At 58.3% G+C, this 18285-nt stretch carries 13 protein-coding genes; 10 read left to right on the plus strand and 3 right to left on the minus strand.

Annotated features, from left to right (window positions below):
• Positions 1 to 79 precede the first annotated feature (79 nt).
• The 10 genes from mutM to N5W20_RS03015 all read left to right on the plus strand — a co-directional run bounded on the left by mutM (position 80) and on the right by N5W20_RS03015 (position 14822).
• A complete protein-coding gene (mutM, locus tag N5W20_RS02970; protein WP_319807435.1) occupies positions 80 to 922 on the plus strand; it encodes a bifunctional DNA-formamidopyrimidine glycosylase/DNA-(apurinic or apyrimidinic site) lyase in 843 nt (280 codons plus the stop codon).
• Positions 923 to 1081: 159 nt separating this feature from the next.
• Positions 1082 to 1351 carry a 30S ribosomal protein S20 gene (gene rpsT / locus N5W20_RS02975; RefSeq protein ID WP_319807436.1) on the plus strand — a complete coding sequence of 90 codons (270 nt, stop codon included), beginning with the start codon at positions 1082 to 1084 and terminating at the stop codon, positions 1349 to 1351.
• 212 nt (positions 1352 to 1563) lie between these two features.
• Complete coding sequence (gene dnaA, locus N5W20_RS02980) at positions 1564 to 3039, plus strand: chromosomal replication initiator protein DnaA (RefSeq protein WP_319807437.1); 1476 nt, start codon at positions 1564 to 1566, stop codon at positions 3037 to 3039.
• Positions 3040 to 3113: 74 nt separating this feature from the next.
• Positions 3114 to 4238, plus strand: coding sequence for a DNA polymerase III subunit beta (gene dnaN / locus N5W20_RS02985; protein ID WP_319807438.1), 1125 nt, complete (start codon positions 3114 to 3116; stop codon positions 4236 to 4238).
• A 17-nt stretch (positions 4239 to 4255) separates the two neighbouring features.
• Positions 4256 to 5353 carry a DNA replication/repair protein RecF gene (gene recF, locus N5W20_RS02990; RefSeq protein WP_319807439.1) on the plus strand — a complete coding sequence of 366 codons (1098 nt, stop codon included), beginning with the start codon at positions 4256 to 4258 and terminating at the stop codon, positions 5351 to 5353.
• Between the two features lie 162 nt (positions 5354 to 5515).
• On the plus strand, positions 5516 to 7933 hold the full coding sequence (gyrB, locus tag N5W20_RS02995) for a DNA topoisomerase (ATP-hydrolyzing) subunit B (protein WP_319807440.1): 2418 nt from the start codon (positions 5516 to 5518) through the stop codon (positions 7931 to 7933).
• The gene (locus N5W20_RS03000) at positions 7923 to 8738 is read left to right on the plus strand and encodes a DUF3108 domain-containing protein (RefSeq protein ID WP_319807441.1); all 816 of its coding nucleotides are present in this window, start codon (positions 7923 to 7925) and stop codon (positions 8736 to 8738) included. Before gyrB ends, N5W20_RS03000 begins: the two co-directional genes overlap by 11 nt.
• Positions 8739 to 8882: 144 nt before the next feature.
• On the plus strand, positions 8883 to 10229 hold the full coding sequence (gene glmU, locus N5W20_RS03005) for a bifunctional UDP-N-acetylglucosamine diphosphorylase/glucosamine-1-phosphate N-acetyltransferase GlmU (protein ID WP_319807442.1): 1347 nt from the start codon (positions 8883 to 8885) through the stop codon (positions 10227 to 10229).
• Positions 10229 to 12052: a glutamine--fructose-6-phosphate transaminase (isomerizing) gene (glmS, locus tag N5W20_RS03010; RefSeq protein ID WP_319807443.1), complete on the plus strand. Its 1824-nt coding sequence runs from the start codon at positions 10229 to 10231 to the stop codon at positions 12050 to 12052. Before glmU ends, glmS begins: the two co-directional genes overlap by 1 nt.
• Positions 12053 to 12248: 196 nt before the next feature.
• The gene (locus N5W20_RS03015; RefSeq protein ID WP_319807444.1) at positions 12249 to 14822 is read left to right on the plus strand and encodes a cation:proton antiporter; all 2574 of its coding nucleotides are present in this window, start codon (positions 12249 to 12251) and stop codon (positions 14820 to 14822) included.
• 62 nt (positions 14823 to 14884) lie between these two features.
• On the opposite strand, the gene N5W20_RS03020 is transcribed toward N5W20_RS03015, so the two are convergent.
• From N5W20_RS03020 to N5W20_RS03030, 3 genes are all read right to left on the minus strand, one after another.
• Entirely contained in the window at positions 14885 to 16315 is a 1431-nt protein-coding gene (locus N5W20_RS03020; protein ID WP_319807445.1) for a POT-type proton-dependent oligopeptide transporter, read from the minus strand.
• Positions 16316 to 16714: 399 nt separating this feature from the next.
• Positions 16715 to 17500, minus strand: a complete 786-nt coding sequence (locus N5W20_RS03025; protein WP_319807446.1) for an MBL fold metallo-hydrolase — start codon at positions 17498 to 17500, stop codon at positions 16715 to 16717.
• Positions 17497 to 18285, minus strand: a complete 789-nt coding sequence (locus tag N5W20_RS03030) for a TatD family hydrolase (protein WP_319807814.1) — start codon at positions 18283 to 18285, stop codon at positions 17497 to 17499. Before N5W20_RS03030 ends, N5W20_RS03025 begins: the two co-directional genes overlap by 4 nt.

Below are 18285 nucleotides of genomic sequence, written 5' to 3' on the forward strand. Positions count from 1 at the left end.
CGACGTCCGTTCAGGGACGAGCTGTGCGGTTCATCCAGCCCTCACGGCATCGCCTCTTTTCAATACGGGTCATCAAAAAGTGCCGGAACTTCCTGAAGTTGAAACAATCTTGCAGGGCATTGCGCGACGTGTCCTGAAATCCCGTATCCAATCCGTGGACGTTATCCGCGCCGGTTTGCGCCGCGCGATTGACCCTGATTTTTCCGCACGCCTCGCCGGCGCCTGCGTGACAGAGCTGACGCGCCGAGGAAAATACATGATCATCAGGACGGACCGTGGCGACAGCATCATCGTGCATCTTGGCATGTCCGGTCGCTTCGTCCTCGCTGACATGGAAGCGGCGCTTGCCCGCCACACGCATGTGATTTTCCATTTTCCCGATGGTTTGCAGTTGCGCTTTGTTGACCCGCGTCGTTTCGGCGCAATTGACCTGATGCGGACGGCGAATGAGGGAAACTGGCCGTCTCTCGCTCTTTTAGGGCCTGAGCCCCTCGGTGCGGATTTTTCCCCAGATTATCTTTCCGCCGCCAGTTTGCGAAAATCCGCCGCGATTAAAACCATTTTGCTGGATCAACGTGTCGTGGCCGGGCTCGGGAATATTTATGTCTGCGAGATACTCTTCCGTGCGCGGGTCAATCCATTCACGAAGGGGCGTGACCTTGCCGCCACGGATATCTCTTATATCGTCAGGGAAACGCATCTCGTGCTGGCGGCGGCGATTGCGGCGGGGGGCTCAACATTACGGGATTACGTTGGCGCTGATGGAGAGAAAGGCGGGTATAAGGACCTGCACCTCGTCTATGACCGCGCCGGGCAGGACTGCCCCCAATGTGCCCGCCAGTCGCGCAAGGGTGTGATCCACCGGGCTGTGCAGGGGGGACGCTCCAGTTTTTTCTGCCCTCTTTGCCAGGAAACACGATGAGACCGCGATTTGAGTAAGAGAATGCTTGACCTGCGCCGTGAGACTGGATAAATCGGCACCGGAACATCGGTGTTTCGGAGATCGTCACAGGAAGGACGGCATTCGGGGCATCGTCACTGGGTCAACCGGCCAATAGCAGGACAGGGCTGAAAAGAGAACATGGCTAACACCGCATCCGCGCGCAAGCGCATCCGCCAGAATGAGCGTCGCCGCGCGCGAAACGTGGCACGCGTCTCCCGTGTGCGCACCTTCGTGAAAAAAGTCGAGACGGCGATTCTGGCCGGTGACAAGGACGCTGCGCGTGAGGCTCTGCGTGCGGCGCAGCCGGAGATGCAGCGCGCTGTCGGCAAGGGTGTCGTCTCCCTCAATACAGTGTCACGCAAATTGTCCCGCCTGTCAGCGCGGATCAAGGCGCTGGCCTCCGCCTAAACGCCTTCAGCCTGGCGAAGGGGCTTTATGATGCCCGTTGAAGCGAGCAACATCTTCGCGGATGTGCTCGCTTTATTTTTGACCCCTTAAGAAAAAATTCAACTTTTTTCGCGAGGCTTGTCCCTTCACGGCGGCTTTCATAGATTTCTGTTTTTCTGAAAATTGTCGTGCAAGGGTCCGGTTCCTGATGCAAAACAGTGCAACGGGTCAGCATGGCAATGTCCGAGGTTCATATGGCGGAAGAGGGTCCAGGTAAGGTACAGGCGGCGGCCTTCAACTGCGTCGAAGGCTCAACGGAAGAGCTTGCGGAACAATGGCTTAAAGTGCGTGAGCGCCTGCGTGCCGAGATCGGGGATGTAGAATATAAAACGTGGCTGCTGCAAATCGTCCTCGGCCCGCTGGAGGAAGATGAGGTCACGCTTCTCCTGCCGACGCGCTTTCTAAGGGACTGGATTCGCGGCCAGTATGGTGACCGGCTCGAAGCTTTATGGCGCGCTGAAAATGCGCTTGTCCGACGCGTTGAATTACAGGTCGTCCGCCCGGCAACCGCCGCCACAATCGCGGAACCGGCACCCGACTCGGCACCTGTCGCATCAGCGCCGCGGGATCGCGCTGAGATGGGTGAGGAAAATCCTTCCAACCCGGGCCCGGAAGCACGGCACGATCTCGCAGCCCCGCTGGACCCGCGATTCACCTTTTCCAGCTTCGTGGTCGGCAAACCGAATGAATTTGCCTATGCCTGCGCGCGGCGCGTGGCGGAAAAACCTTCCAGCCCCGGTTTCAACCCCCTCTTTCTTTATGGTGGGGTCGGGTTGGGCAAAACCCATCTGATGCACGCTATCGGCTCAGAACTGACGCAGGCGGGGGGTGTTTCCGTCGCCTATATGTCAGCCGAAAAATTCATGTATCGCTTCATCGCGGCGATCCGCTCCCAATCGACGATGGAGTTCAAGGAGCATCTCCGCAGTGTCGATGTGCTGATGATCGATGACCTGCAGTTCCTGATCGGCAAAGACAATACGCAGGAAGAATTTTTCCATACGTTCAATGCCCTGGTGGATGCGGGTCGTCAGATTGTTGTCAGTGCGGATAAGTCACCGTCAGATCTTTCCGGGCTGGAGGATCGCCTGCGCACCAGGCTGGGATGCGGCATGGTGGCGGACATTCATGCAACGACGTTTGAGCTGCGCATCTCCATTCTGGAGGCCAAGGCGCAGGCTTCCGGCGTTGTCGTGCCGGGCAAGGTGCTTGAGTTTCTCGCGCATAAAATCACCTCCAATGTGCGTGAGCTTGAAGGCGCGTTGAACCGCCTCATCGCCCATGCCAATCTCTTCGGCCGCCCCGTCACGCTCGAAAACACGCAGGATGTGCTGCATGACATCCTCAAAGCCCATGACCGGCGCGTGACGATTGAGGAGATCCAGCGAAAAGTGGCGGAGCACTGGAATATCCGCCTGACGGACATGTCCTCAGCCCGGCGCGCGCGCGCCGTGGCGCGGCCCCGACAGGTTGCGATGTTTCTCGCGAAGCACCTCACCAGCCGCTCCCTGCCGGAAATCGGGCGTAAATTCGGTAATCGTGATCACACCACGGTCATGCACGCCGTCTCCCGCGTTCAGGAATTGATGGAGCGTGATGTCGCCTTTGCGGAAGATGTTGAGCTTTTGAAACGTATGTTGGAGGGGTAGGCTTTCACCACGCTTCTTGCTCTGCTAATCTCATTTTGTTGTGTTTCGATTGTGGCCAGGGGTTCCGAGATCTCATGAAATTTCAAGCTGAAAGATCTTCTTTGATCAAAGCGCTCGCGCACATTCAGAGCGTTGTTGAGCGGCGGAATACCGTGCCGATCCTCGCCAATGTCATGATTGAGTATAGCAATGGCCGCATCCATCTGACAGCCACGGATATGGAGATTTTGCTGGTTGAAGTGCTGGAGGCGGAAGGCACGCAGGATGGCGCTGTCACGGTCGCCGCCAGCGTGCTTTACGAAATCGTCCGCAAACTCCCCGATGATGTCGCGATTGAGCTGGAACATGCAGGCGGGACGGCCCCTCTGGCCTTGCGCGCCGGGCGTTACGTGACCAGCCTGAACGTCCTGCCGGTTGAAGATTTCCCGACGATGGTGACGGGGGATCTCTCCCATAATTTCAAACTTCCCTCCGCCTCATTACGTCGTCTGATCGACCGGACGCGCTTCGCCGTCTCAACGGAGGAAACACGCTATTACCTCAATGGCATTTACCTTCACATCGCGGATGTTGACGGTAAGCCCGCTTTGCGTGCCGTTGCGACGGACGGGCATCGTCTTGCACGGACGGAAATCCCGGCCCCTCCCGGCGCGCCAGGTATGCCGGGCGTGATTATCCCCCGCAAAACCATCAGTGAATTGCGCAAGCTGCTCGATGAGGGTGGGAGTGATGTGCTGATCAAGCTTTCTGACACCATCATTTCCTTCGAGCGGGAAGGGATGAAGCTGACGAGCAAGCTGATTGACGGCACATTCCCGGAATATGAGCGCGTCATCCCGAAAGGGAATGACCGCATTTTACGTGTCAGCAAATCGGACTTCGCAACCGCGGTCGGGCGTGTCGCGGCGATCAGCACTGAGCGTTCCCGCCCGGTTAAGCTGGCCCTGCGTGAAAATGTCCTGACCCTGACCGCGCAAAGCCAGGACCAGGGCACGGCGACGGAGGAACTTACGGAAAATAGCGTCGCCTATAATGCGACACCGCTCGAAATCGGCTTCCAGGCGCGTTACCTGCATGACATCACGGATCAGATCGATTCCGAAGTCGTGTTTTCCTTCGCGGATAATGCCGCGCCTGTGCTGGTGACCGATTCAACGGATGAGAATGTTCTTTTCGTTCTCATGCCCATGCGCGTCTGAAAGCTCAAACCGGTTCATTGCTGCAAAAACTTGTCCTGACGCAGTTTCGCAATTATGCGCGCCTGACATGGGTGCCTGATGCGCTTGTTACCGTGTTTTACGGTGAAAACGGTGCAGGTAAAACCAATCTGCTTGAGGCCCTCTCTCTCCTTTCCCCTGGCCGCGGGCTGCGCGGCGCGCCCTTGCCGCAAATGGCGCGTTTCGGGGCGGATGGCTGGGGCGTGGCGGCCATTATCCGTGACCGGCATGGCGCACGTGATGTCGGTGTCGGCTATAATGCCGCCATGCCGGGGCGCCGTCAGGTGCAGCTTGATGGACAGTCCGTTAAATCCCAGGCGGATCTTGCCGGGCTTTTTCCTGTTATCTGGCTGACACCGCAGATGGATCGCCTTTTCTCGGAAGGCGCGGGGGGGCGGCGACGCTTTTTTGACAGGCTCGTTTTTTCCAATAATCCGCTCCATGCGCGGGAGCTCGCGGCGCATGATACAGCCGTGCAACAACGTAACCGCCTGCTGGCAGAACGACCGGATGAGGCGGCCTGGCTTTCGGCGGTGGAGGATAGTATCGCGCGCCACGCCGTCGCCGTCACGGCGGAGCGCCTTGCGCTTATTGATGCCATTCATCTCGAAAGCCCCAGTGACCCGATCTTCCCCCTGCCGGAAATCGCGCTGACTTGTGATATCGGTGAGGCCTTGCAGGACAGGCCGGCCCTGGAGGTGGAAGACGGGCTGCGCGCGCGCCTCCTCTCGTCGCGGATGCAGGACAGGGAGGCACGTGTCACGCGCATTGGGGCGCATCGGGCGGATTATGCCATTTGTGACCGCGTGACGGGTCGCTCGGCCCAGTTTTCAAGCAGCGGGCAACAGAAAACTCTACTCGTCGGGATCATTCTCTCCCATGCCGCCATCGTGGCCGCGCATCACGGCGCGCCACCGGCTTTGCTGCTGGATGAGCCCCTTGTGCATCTGGATGACCCGCATCGCCATGCTTTGCTGAAGGCTGTGGAAGCGATGCAGGCGCCCGTCATGATGTCGGGGACGGATGTCGGGGATTTCGCGGGACTTTCCACCAATGCATCGCGCATCTGTGTGCGGGATAACGCGTTGCATTCATAGAGTGACACCATTTTTACGCGGTGAAAGCTGAGCTGAGACAGGGTGCGCGCCTGTGGTCGCGCAGCGGATTTTCGTGTAAGACAATAGAAGATAATTCAGGAGCTCAGGATCACTATGTCCGAACAAAACCCGTCAATGGACCCCCACGGAGAAGGTGACGACATGAGTGGCCTTGACGGCGATTACGGTGCGTCGTCCATCTCGGTCCTGCGCGGACTTGACGCCGTGCGCAAGCGGCCCGGCATGTATATTGGTGACACGGATGACGGCTCCGGTCTGCATCATATGGTGTTCGAGATCATCGATAATGCTGTTGATGAGGCCCAGGCCGGCTATGCCACGCAATGCACCGTCACGCTGAACGGCGATGGTTCTGTCAGTGTGCGGGATGATGGCCGCGGTATTCCGACAGATGTCCATACGGAGGAGGGGGTAAGCGCAGCGGAAGTCGTGCTGACAAAACTCCATGCTGGCGGTAAATTCAATCAGAACTCTTATAAGGTTTCAGGCGGGCTGCACGGCGTCGGCGCGGCGGTGGTCAATGCGCTTTCGGAATGGATGGAAGTGCGTATCTGGCGCAATGGGCAGGAGCACGCCATCCGCTTTCAGCATGGGGAGCGGGATGCCGCACTTAAAGTTGTCGGGGAGAGTGATGCGCCGCGCGGCACGCTTGTCACCTTCAAGCCGAGCGCCGCAACTTTTGCACGCACGGAATTTGAACTCGCGATCCTTGAACGCCGTGTGCGTGAGCTCGCCTTCCTCAATTCGGGCCTGCGGATCACGATCCGGGATGAACGCCATGTGGAACCGATCGAGCACGAATTTTTCTTTGAAGGCGGGTTGAAATCTTTCGTGGAATATCTGGACGCTTCCAAATCCTCCCTTCTGCCCGAGCCCATTGTGGGCGCGATTGACCATGCGGAAAGCGGGATACGCGTTGAGTTCGCCATGACGTGGAATGATAGTTTTCATGAAACGATGCTGGCCTTCACCAATAATATCCCTCAGCGCGATGGCGGTGCCCATCTGGCGGGCTTCCGCCAGGCATTGACGCGCGTTGTCGGCAAATATGCGGATGGGCTGTCGAAAAAGGAGTCGGTTGCCCTGACGGGGGAAGATATGCGGGAAGGCATGACGGCGGTTCTGTCCGTCAAAGTGCCTGATCCGAAATTTTCATCCCAGACGAAGGACAAGCTTGTCTCCTCCGAGGTCCAGCCTGTCGTGCATGTCGCGGCGGCGGATGCGATCGGGTTCTGGTTTGAAACCCATCCGAAAGAAGCCAGGGCGGTCCTCTCAAAAGTCGCGGAAGCGGCCGCTGCGCGTGAGGCGGCGCGGCGCGCGCGTGAGCTGACCCGGCGTAAAGGTGTCCTCGACGTTGCTTCCCTGCCGGGCAAATTGGCGGACTGTCAGGAGCGTGACGCCTCGAAGGCGGAATTATTCCTCGTTGAGGGTGACTCCGCCGGTGGGACCGCGAAACAGGGGCGTGATCGGCGCTTTCAGGCGATTTTGCCGCTTCGGGGCAAAATCCTGAATGTGGAGCGCGCGCGGTTTGACCGTATGCTCGGTTCAGCGGAAGTTGGCACGCTGGTGACGGCGCTTGGCACAGGTATTGGCCGTGGCGACGTGGATCAAGGCGGGTTTTCCATCGATAAATTGAGATATCATAAAATCGTCATCATGACAGATGCTGACGTTGATGGCTCCCACATCCGCACATTGCTGCTGACGTTCTTCTTCCGCCAGATGCCGGAGCTGATTGAGAAGGGATATCTTTACATCGCCCAGCCGCCCCTCTATCGCGCGAAACGCGGAAATGAAGAGCGTTACCTTAAAGACGATGCGGCTTTGGAGCATTATCTCCTCGATAAGGCGCTGGGTCAGGCGAAGCTCGTTTTTGCCGACGGGCGTATTCTGGAAGGCACGGCCCTTCTGGATGAAATGCGCATGATCGGGCGCGTCGCGCAGACGTTGCAGAATATGTCGAGCAACGTACCGGTCTGGATTTTGGAGCAGGCCTTCATCGCCGATGTGCTGACAATCGATAGCGCTATAATGCAGACGCGCGCCCCGCTTTTGCAGGAAAGGCTGGATCAATCCTCGCTGGAAAATGAACGCGGCTGGAAAGTTGTGCCGTCAGATGAAGGCGGGCTGCGCCTGGCGCGGTTGGTGCGCGGTGTTCAGGAGGTGCATCATCTGGATGCTAATCTGATGCGTTCGGCTGAGGCACGCTGGCTGAATCAGGAGGCACGCGACGTGGCCCGTCATTTCGCTGAACCGGCGACGTTGAAAATGGATGGCGGCGAGATCAAGGTGGATGGCCCCGCTAAACTTTTTGAACGCGCCATGGTGCAGGGACGTAAAGGTCTCACCATCAACCGCTTCAAAGGCCTTGGCGAGATGAATAATGAGCAGCTCTGGAATACGACGCTCGACCCTGCAACGCGCATTCTGCTGCAAGTCAAAATCGGGGATGCGGAGGAGGCCGGGCAGGTCTTCTCAACCCTTATGGGTGACGTTGTGGAGCCGCGCCGCGACTTCATTGTGGGCAATGCCCAAAAAGTCGCCAATCTTGACGTCTAGCCGCGCCTGCGCTTTTCTCACCGTCACAGCATTGGTCGTGAGCGCCGCAGGCCCCCGCGCCACGGCGGCGGCGGCGCCCGTTTTGGAGACGTCACGCCAGGTTGAAGCCGCTTATCGGATTTATGTTCACGGCTTCAATGTGGCGCATGTTCTGGTCAAATATCGCCTGACGCCCATACATTATGATATCTCGACGGATGTGGACGCGTCGGGGCTCATCAGCCTGTTTCTGCGAATGAAAATTCAGAGCGCGGCGGAGGGTGCCTTTTCCACTGACTGGGTTTTGCCGCGTCGCTATGAAAGCGGCGGCTATTCTCGCGGGGCCGAGCGACATATTCTGCTGACCTATCAGGACGGTCAGCCGGAAATCACCGACCTTACCCCCAAAGAGGCGGACCGGGAGCCTGTGCCGAAGCAGGCGCTTAAGGGCACGCTCGACACGCTTTCAGCGGTTGCGATGCTTCAACATCGTATGTTGATGACGCAAACCTGTAATGGCGCGGCAAATGTCTTTGACGGGCTTCGGCTGACGGAGATGCAGGTCAAAGGCCCCATCATGGCGGATGTCCCGACAGGTAATCGGCAAAAATATGCCGGGAAAATGCTGCGATGTGATTTTATCGGACGTCAGATTGCCGGTTTCATGCGTCATACGCCGAACCGCGCGCTATTTTCAGCCCCATATCCCGGTGCGGCCTGGTTTGATGCGGGTCTGGCAGCACCCCTCATCGTTGTGCGATTTGAGTTCCATCATCCCAAACTGGGCAAGATCATCGCGGTGCTGGATCATTATTCGACGTCCTGACGTTTAAAGCGGCGTTTCGGACGCTGGTCACCGGCCCGATCCGGCCTGACGGAAATATTTGGAAACGATAAGTGACCGGTAAAAAATTGACGCACTGACCTATCCTTAGTTACCGGAAAACGATATCGATAGGTTGTGGAAACGATGTCGCAAACCCCCTCCGTAACGGGTCATGAAGTCACCGCCATCATCCTGGCTGCCGGGTTGGGCACGCGGATGAAATCCAGCCTGCCCAAGGCCATGCATCCCCTTGGCGGCGTGCCGATGATCAGATTGCTGATCGATAAGGCGGCGCAGGTCTTTGACCGCATCATCGTCGTGGTCGGTCCCGACATGGACGATATCGCGTCCTGTGTCGCACCTCACAAAATTATTGTGCAGCATGAACGCGCCGGAACGGGCCATGCGGCGCGCCAGGCAGCGGCAGAGTTCGGGGGTGGCGATGTAGCCGTCCTTTACGCTGATAACCCTCTTATCTCCGTCCCATTGATGCAGCAGCTTGTCGCGCCACGCCCTGACGGTGTGATGCTGCGTCTTCTCGCCATGCGTCCGAAGGATCCGGGCCGATATGGCCGCCTCGTCACCTCCGGGGACGACGTGCAGCGCATTACTGAGTGGGAGGACGCGACTGAGGATGAGCGCGCCATTTCCCTTTGCAATGCGGGCATGTTGTGCGCGGCGGCGACCGACATGCGCCGCTGGCTGAACGCCCTGACGCATGATAATGCGCAGGGGGAATATTACCTGACCGATGTGGTCGAGCAGGCTGCCGGGGAAGGGCGCGTCGCCTTCATTGAAGGGTCGGAGGCGGAATTGGCGGGGGTCAATAGCCGTGCCGAGCTGGCGGCGGCGGAACGCACGCTTCAAGAGCAGCTTCGCGCCGCAGCGATGGCGGATGGGGTCACGCTGGTTGCGCCGGAAACGGTCTTCCTCTCGGCGGACACAAAATTATCTCAGGATTGCGTGATTGAACCGCATGTCGTGTTCGGGCCTGGCGTCCGTCTCGGGCGTGGGGTGCATGTGCGTGCCTTTTCTCACCTTGAGGGCTGTACCATCGGCGATAATTCTCGGATCGGCCCTTTCGCACGCCTTCGCCCCGGCACGGTTTGCGCGGCGGAGACCCATATCGGCAATTTTGTCGAGCTGAAAGCGACCCAACTCGGCCAGGGGAGCAAAGTCAATCACCTCTCCTATATCGGCGATGCCGAGATTGGTGCGGGGACCAATATCGGTGCCGGGTCCATCACCTGCAATTATGATGGTGTGTTCAAACACAAGACGTCGATCGGGGATCATGCTTTCATCGGCTCCAACACCATTATGGTGGCCCCCATCCGCGTTGGGGACGCCACACTTGTGGCGGCGGGAAGCGTCCTGACTGAAAATGTGGCGGATACGGATTTTGCCGTTGCGCGCGCGCGTCAGGTAGCCAAACCGGGTCGCGGTCAGCAGATGCAGGACGCCCTCAAGGCGAAGAAGGAGAAAAGCTGATGTGCGGGATCTGTGGTGTTGTGGGCCATCGCACGGCTTCGCCTCTCATCTTCGAAGCTTTAAGACGGCTTGAATATCGCGGTTATGACTCCGCGGGCATCGCCACGCTTGATCACGGGCGGATTGATCGCCGTCGCGCGCCGGGCAAGCTTGACCATCTCCAGGCTGTGCTTGAGGCGCAGCCCCTCGCGGGCACGACCGGGATCGGCCATACAAGATGGGCGACCCACGGGGAACCGAACGAGCAGAACGCGCATCCTCATGCTGTGGGGCAGGTGGCGGTGGTGCATAATGGCATCATCGAGAATTACGAATCCCTGCGTGATGAACTCGTTGCGGAAGGGCGCGTGTTCTCATCAGAAACAGATACGGAAGTTGTCGCGCAACTCATTGATCTGATGATGTCGCGCGGTGCGTCACCGCAGGAGGCCGCGCGGGAGAGTTTGCAGCGCCTTCAGGGCGCCTATGCGCTGGCCATTATCTTCGCCCGCCATGACGGCCTGATTATCGGCGCGCGCCATGGGGCTCCGCTCGCTGTCGGATATGGTGAGGGCGAAATGTTCCTCGGTTCCGACAGTATCGCGCTTGCGCCACTCGCGCAGAAAATCACTTATCTGGATGATGGTGACTGGGTCGTGCTGACGCCACGCTCCGTGCAGATCTTTGATGAAGCGGGACAGAAGGTCAAGCGCCCGGCGCAACCCATGGCGCTGATTGCCGGTGCTGTCGGTAAGGATGGCTACCGTCACTATATGGAAAAGGAGCTTCACGAGCATCCTGTCGTGATCGGTCAGACATTGCAGCGTGTGATTGACCCCGTCAGCAAAGCCGTGGCGCTGCCGGAATTCGGTTTTTCCCTGGTTGAGGTGCCGCGCGTGACCATGACCGCATGTGGCTCCGCTTATTACGCAGCCCTTGTCGGGCGCTACTGGCTGGAGGCGGAGGCCCGCGTGCCCGTCGATATTGATGTGGCATCCGAGCTTCGTTACCGCGCGCCGCCTTTGACGCCGGGGGGTATGGGACTACTCATCTCCCAATCCGGTGAAACGGCGGACACATTGGCCGCCCTGCGGCTTTTACGCCGGTCAGATCAGCGCATCGTCTCTATCCTGAACGTCGAGACCAGCACAATGGGGCGTGACAGCGACGTCACGCTCGGCATGGTTGCAGGGCCGGAAATTTCCGTCGCCAGCACGAAAGCCTTCACCGCGCAACTTTCCGTCCTGGCCGCGCTGACAATCGCCATGGGCCAGGCGCGCGGCACGATTGACGCGTCGCGGGCGCAGCAGATGGTCTCCACTCTTTTTGACCTACCCTCCCGTGCTGCGGAGGTTTTTCAGCGTGTCGCGGATATCCAGAAAATGGCGGTCATTGTGGCCGAGGCGCGCGATGTCCTTTATCTTGGGCGGGGTGTGTGCTTTCCCATCGCGCTGGAAGGGGCGCTCAAGCTGAAGGAAATCTCCTATATCCATGCTGAGGCCTATGCTGCCGGGGAAATGAAACACGGCCCCATATCTCTCATTGATAAAGATGTGCCGATTGTGGTCATTGCGCCATCAACGATATTGTTTGATAAGACCCTTTCCAACATCCAGGAAGCGAAAGCCCGTGGCGGGCGCATACTCGCCTTCACGGATGAGAAAGGGGCGGCACGGCTTTCCGGCATTGCGGAGCAGATGGTTGTGTTGCCGGAAGTCGATGCTTTTGTGGCGCCGATCCTCTTTACCATCCCTGTGCAGATCCTCGCTTACGAAGTGGCGCTGCTGAAAGGGACGGATGTTGATCAGCCGCGGAACCTCGCGAAATCCGTGACCGTCGAATAAGCATCCGATGGCGATGTGATGGTCCCCGAAGATCTCCCAACCGCCCTTATTTTAAAGGTTGGGACGCCCTTCAGCATGATGTGGAAGGGGTTGCAGTCATGGGGCTAAAGCATTCTTAACGGGGACGGGGTTAAAACTCTCACGCTCGTAACCGTTTGATAATAAAGTGAATCGATAGGCGGGAGATATTTAAGGAATGATGGTCACGGGTCTGGCAGCCATTATATTGGTGCTGGCGCTCCTTTTGGCATTGATCAGTTTCGTGCAGCCTTTGGCGCAACGCCTTGGCGTGTCCGAAACGGTTCTGCTTGCCGTTGTGGGTATCTTGATCGGGTTGTTCGCGGATCTCGTCCTGCGTTCAACGTCGATTGAGATGTTCAATGGCGCGGCCGAGGCCATTCTCGATTTTCCGATCAATAGTGAAGCTTTTCTGCTGATATTCCTGCCCATACTCGTTTTTCAGGGGGCGCTGGCGATCGATGTACGACGCCTCGCGCATGAGACATCGACCGTTCTGCTGCTGGCCGTCCTCGCCGTGGTGGTGTCAACAGCGACAATCGGCTTTTCACTCTATCCTTTTGCGGGGCAATCCCTCGTGATCTGTCTCCTGCTCGGCTCCATCGTCGCGACGACGGACCCTTCTGCCGTTGCGGGGATTTTCCGGGATGTCGGTGCGTCCTCACGTCTGACACGCCTGGTTGAAGGGGAGGCCCTGCTCAATGATGCGGCGGCGATCTCCATTTTCTCCATTCTTCTCTCCTCCGTCGCATCCCATCATCACATCCAGTTTGGTGAAACCGTCGTTAATTTTGCTGTGTCTTTTACCGGTGCCATTGTGGTCGGTGTCGCATTTGCGCGTCTGGCCCTGATGATCATCACAGGGCTCGGCGCCTCGGCCGCCGCTGAAATCACGTTGACTCTGGCGCTGCCTTACGTCGTTTACATTATCTGCGACGAGTTTTTCGGTTTCTCCGGTGTGGTGGCGACGGCTTCAGCCGGGCTGACACTTTCTGTCTACGGGCCTTCAACATTTCGCCCGCAAGTTTGGCGCTTCCTTAACGAGTTGTGGCAGCAGCTTTTATTCTGGGCGGGCTCATTGGTCTTCCTGCTGGCGTCCATGCTGATACCGCGTTTGCTGATCGGGATGACGCGCTGGGATTGCGTGTTGATCCTGATTGCCTCCGTCGCCGGATTACTGGCGCGCGGCGCGGTGGTGTTCGGGATGCTGCCCTTGCTGGAAATGCTTAAAGTTTCACCCCCAGTGCCGCTGCCGTTCAAGACGACGATGGTCTGGGGCGGGCTGCGCGGCGCGATCACGCTTGCTCTGGCGCTGGCCGTGACGGAAAATCAACGTGTCAGCGGCAGCGTCGCCCATTTTGTCGGCGTCATTGCCACGGGCTTCGTCCTGATCACGCTTTTCCTCAATGGGACGACATTGCGCTATCTCGTTGTTTTCTTTGAGCTTGATCAGCTTTCTCCCATCAATAAGGCGTTGCGCCATCAGGTGCTCAGCAGCGGCTTGCGCCATATTGCCGAGCGCACGCACGGCCTTGCGGAGGAACTCGGTTTCGCGCGTGGGACGCAGCGCACCATCCTCGGCCATATCAACCGGCGCGCGGAGGAGGAGAGTGAAGCCAACACATTCGACACCGCCTTGGGTGACCGGCAACGCGTGACATTGGCATTGATCACCATCGCCAACCAGGAGAGGTCACTTCTGCTTGATCTTTTCCGCATTCAAGGCCTTTCCCGACGAGTGATGGAAACACTTCTGCGTTCAGCGGAGGCCATGGTGGAGGGCGCGCGGCTTGAGGGTCGTTACGGCTATGTCCGTGCGCGCCGCCGCCGCCTCCGCCCGACCTGGCGGTTCCGGATTGCGCAGATGTTGCATCAATATCTGCATATTGACCGACCTCTAATGACCTGCATGTCAGAGCGGTTTGAGATGCTGGTGATTACGCACCTTGTCTCGATTTCCCTTTCCCGCTTCATGAAGCATCGGCTTGAGCCGACACTGGGTATTCGCCTCAGCGAGATCGTTTCTGAGGTTTTGGGGCGACAGCGTCGCATGCTGGATGATGCGCTAGAGATGCTCCGCGTGCATTATCAAGGTTATTCTGAAGCACTTGAGAGCCGGATCCTCCATCAGATTTCCCTCCGTCTTGAGGGGGAGGAGTATGATGAACTTCTTTCGGATAATCTCATCACCGAGGAGGTCCATCGGGAGCTCTATCGTGACACGGAGAAACGGCGTGAGCGCCTGAGTAAACCGCTGCGCTTTGACCTGAAAAGCGGCATTTCCCAACGTTTGCGAGAATTTCCGGCGTTGCGCGGTGTGCCGGATGGCGTCGTGCATAATCTGTCGATGAATATTTCGCTGCGCTTCGTGTCACCTGGTGAGGAATTACTGCGGCGCGGGCGAAAGGTGCGCACGGTCTACGCCGTTGTCGCCGGCCTCGCGGAAATGCATATTTCGGAACATGATATCCAGTTTGGCGCCGGGGATCTGATCGGCGCGGATATGCTGCTTTCCAACCAGCCAGCCCCGGGGACGATCCGCGCTGTGCAGTTCGGGCATCTCCTGTCCATCCCGGCGCATGTCTTCAAGCGGTTGGTGGATGATTACCCGATTGTCAGGCGCTCTCTTGAAGTGCGTGCGACGGAAAGATTGGGCACGCCTCAGGATATCGCGCTGGTTCTCGGCGGCGCGACGCATACAGCGGATGAGGTGCGCGACGCGGCTGTCGGGTCCGGTGAGGTGGATTGTTGAGGGTGAGCTGACGTCTGCCCTGATCGCTCCCGGCGAGTAAAGCCGGGAGCGTACCAGTCGGGTCAGGGCAGGGACGGTTGCCGCACTTTGAGGCCCTTATCGATGGATGCGTCTTCTTTGAAGACATCCCGGAACGCCAGATAAATCGCGATGAACATGACCGCCCCCACGATCGAGGCGGCCATGTGCAGCCCCCAGAAGGGGATGCTGCCCATGGTGCCCAGAAGTGAGGCGAGGCGCCCTGCGAGAAGCTGGCTGAGGAAAGAGCTGAAAGGGTAGAAGGAGATCACGCTTGTCCTGATGGGGCCGGGTGCAAGTTTGGCGACAAGCGCCATGCCGGTCGCCTGAGAGAGGCCGAACCCGAAATCATTAAGGAAATGAAATGCAATCGCCCACCAGAGATTGACCTCATGCAGGCCTGGCCCGAAATAAGCGCCGGCCGTGAGGGCGAGGGGCCCCAGAGGCGTGATGATGCCGCCAATAACGACTTTCGCCATCTCCTCCGGCACGCGTCGATAACGCCCCCAGACGCGCCAGAGCCACAGGATCATGAACCCGGTCGCGACACTCGCAATACCGTCAAGTGAGATGAGAGACGAGACGGGGAGGGCGTAACCGAATAGTGAGAGGGCAAAATGTTGGCCGCCCCATAATTCATAGGCGCTCATCATCTGGCTGTTCGGCACACTGCTCACGGCGAGCGCTGGCAGGAACAGCGCGATCACCAGAAGCGCCCGCCTGTCATCCCGCGACAGAGCAATGCGGACACCTTTCCGGTGACGGGATGAGGCTTTTGGGAGGTGCTTCCAGCCAAGCCAGTAAAACAGCGCACCGAGCGGCGCGCCGAGGCTCAAAACAAGGAAGGCGGGGCCCCAACCGTAATATTTCTCCGTCAGCCCGCCCGCGAGCGGGGCGATAATGCCGGTAAATTGCAGGCCGAGGCAGAAGATCTGATAGCCATCCGCCCGACGTGGATCATCATGTTCATAAAGCTGGCCGAGCTGCGCGGGAAGCATGGCCCTGATCAGCCCGAAGCCGAGTATCAAAGACAGCAGCGCGAACAGAAAAGTCGCACTCGACGCCAGAAAAAGAAACCCGGCGCAGATCAGCACCATGCCGATGATGAAGGCATTTCGAAAGCCGAGAAGCAGGTCAATGATGATCCCGGCCGCGATGGGCCATAAAAAGGCGCACATCAGATAGGCGCTGGAAATCTCCGCCGCGAGTCCTGACATGGTCGTTGTGCCGAAAATCCATTGCAAAAGCTGGGAGAAAGGCCCCAGCCCGATCACGGTTGGCGCGATATCGGGACGTAGGATGTAATCGGCAGCGTAAAGCACAAGGAGGGCGCCGAAACCATAGAGGCAATAGGCAATCCAGGCCTCGCACAATGTGATGGCCATAAGGCCGCGAGGCTGTTTGGCAGGGGTGTGTTTTTCCGGAAGGGAGGGGGAGAAGATTTCGACGGGCTCGTCCGGAAAATTTTCGGTCACGAAGGCTTCCCTGTGTCTGATGAAGTCGTTTCGGATACGTTATGCGTTTTTTAAACCGAATCGCGCGGGAAGGGAAGGCAGGAGGCACCGCGCCTTGTTGCACGAAGGCGACATAAGGATGATTCGCGCGTCTCCAGCCCCACGCCATGACATGCGCGGATAACAGCCCGATAAGATATATTATGCCAACTGGATCAGGTTGCGGAGATGGATAGCTGGTCGCGATAAACCTCATCTAATGGTTTAAGTTCAGCATGTTGCGGACGTCTGATCACAAAAATCGCCCACCGTTAAAAATGTTCCAAATCGGAACTTCTCCTCCCCGCTCTTCGAGGCTTAGAGAAACCTTAGTTTCCGCCCCTCGCCTGATCCCCCATTTTGCGCGGCCACCCCGGGGGGTCAGACGTCGAACGTCATTGAATCGTAAGCGGGTTCCGTGCCGGGGGGCAGTTCCTGCGCGAGCGGGCCATAACTCAGGCCCGGGCCCATATGGGTCAGGATCACCCGTGACGGCTTAATTTCCGCACGCCATCTCAGCACGTCGTCAAGACAGGCATGCGCAACGTGCGGGTCACGCTGAAGGCACCCGACAACCCAGGTTTCAACGCCGCGTAAAGCCTCGATCGCGTCTTCAGAAAGATGCTCCACATCCGTGCTGTAAGCGAAATTCCCGATGCGCAGCCCTAATGTCGCCACCTTATAATGACGCTGCGCGAAAAAAGTGACGTCAGTCCCGTTAATGGCAATCGTTTCAGGCGCTGAAACAGGGTGTGGCGCCGGCACAGGGCGGAAAAATTCGCCGCCAGACCACGGCTGAAAGGCATAAGGAAAGCGCATTTGCATCGATTTAATGACGTCTGGCGACGCATAAAGCGGCAATGGGCGCTGAATGACGCGGTTGATCCCGCGAATATCGTCGAAGCCGCCAATATGGTCAGCATGTTCATGCGTGACAATCAGGGCGTCAATATGGGCGATTTGGTTACGCAGCAATTGCGCACGCAAATCCGGGCCGCAATCAACAAGCAGCCGTGTCCCCTCATCCGTTTCAATGACGATAGAAGATCGCGAGCGCGTATCTCGCGGATCCTGCGGGTTACATGCGCCCCATATGCCGCCCTCTCCCGCTCCGCCGATCATGGGGACGCCGCCGGAAGGACCACATCCAAGAATGGTGATCTTCATGCCGCTTTTTTAAACAAACGACAGAAGTTCGCGGTCGTGCTGGCCGCGAGTTGCTCTGGCGCGATACCCCGCAATTCCGCCAGACGCGACGCTGTATGGGTGACATAGGCTGGGGTGTTCGGCTTACCGCGTTTCGGGACGGGGGCCAGATAGGGGCTGTCCGTCTCCACGAGAAGCCGGTCTTCCGGGATGGACCGGGCAATCTCCTGCAAGGCTTCCGTCTTACGGAAAGTGATGATGCCGGAAAAACTGACATACCCACCCAGCTTGAGCGCCGTATCAGCCAGCTTCATGCCCGAGGCGAAGCAATGCAGCAGAAATGGGAAGGCCCCATTGCGGCTTGTCTCATCTTCCAGAATGCGCGCCACGTCATGATCAGCATCGCGCGCGTGGATAATCAGCGGCAAACCTGTCATGCGGGCGGCGGCAATATGGGTGCGGAAAAACGTCTCCTGAAGTGCGCGCACAGATACATCGCCGTGGAAAAAATCAAGCCCGGTCTCACCAATCCCGATGACGGCCGGGTGATCGCAACGTTCGGCGATCTCTTCAGCGGTAGCAAAGGGCGCGTCCTGCACGGCGTCAGGGTGCGTGCCCAGACTGCACCAAATTTTAAGGTCCGGCTGACTATGGCGCGTCAGGTCAATTTGCGTTTGCGCCTTGGAAAACTCGGTGCCAATTGTCACCATGCCCGAAAGCTGTTCGGCCCGCGCCTGGTCAAGCGCTTCCGTGAGATTCTCAACACGATCAAGATGGCAATGAGAGTCAATGAGCCCGGGAACCAT

It is taken from the genome of Candidatus Kirkpatrickella diaphorinae (assembly GCF_025736875.1).
GTDB lineage: Bacteria > Pseudomonadota > Alphaproteobacteria > Acetobacterales > Acetobacteraceae > Sorlinia > Sorlinia diaphorinae.

What these genes read in the sequence shown, in the direction of transcription:
- rpsT (WP_319807436.1), top strand. Translation starts at nt 1,082, where the DNA reads ATGGCTAACACCGCATCCGCGCGCAAGCGCATCCGCCAGAATGAGCGT.
- dnaA (WP_319807437.1), top strand. Translation starts at nt 1,564, where the DNA reads ATGGCAATGTCCGAGGTTCATATGGCGGAAGAGGGTCCAGGTAAGGTA.
- dnaN (WP_319807438.1), top strand. Translation starts at nt 3,114, where the DNA reads ATGAAATTTCAAGCTGAAAGATCTTCTTTGATCAAAGCGCTCGCGCAC.
- gyrB (WP_319807440.1), top strand. Translation starts at nt 5,516, where the DNA reads ATGAGTGGCCTTGACGGCGATTACGGTGCGTCGTCCATCTCGGTCCTG.
- glmU (WP_319807442.1), top strand. Translation starts at nt 8,883, where the DNA reads ATGTCGCAAACCCCCTCCGTAACGGGTCATGAAGTCACCGCCATCATC.
- glmS (WP_319807443.1), top strand. Translation starts at nt 10,229, where the DNA reads ATGTGCGGGATCTGTGGTGTTGTGGGCCATCGCACGGCTTCGCCTCTC.
- N5W20_RS03015 (WP_319807444.1), top strand. Translation starts at nt 12,249, where the DNA reads ATGATGGTCACGGGTCTGGCAGCCATTATATTGGTGCTGGCGCTCCTT.
- N5W20_RS03025 (WP_319807446.1), bottom strand. Translation starts at nt 17,500, where the DNA reads ATGAAGATCACCATTCTTGGATGTGGTCCTTCCGGCGGCGTCCCCATG.
- N5W20_RS03030 (WP_319807814.1), bottom strand. Translation starts at nt 18,285, where the DNA reads ATGGTTCCCGGGCTCATTGACTCTCATTGCCATCTTGATCGTGTTGAG.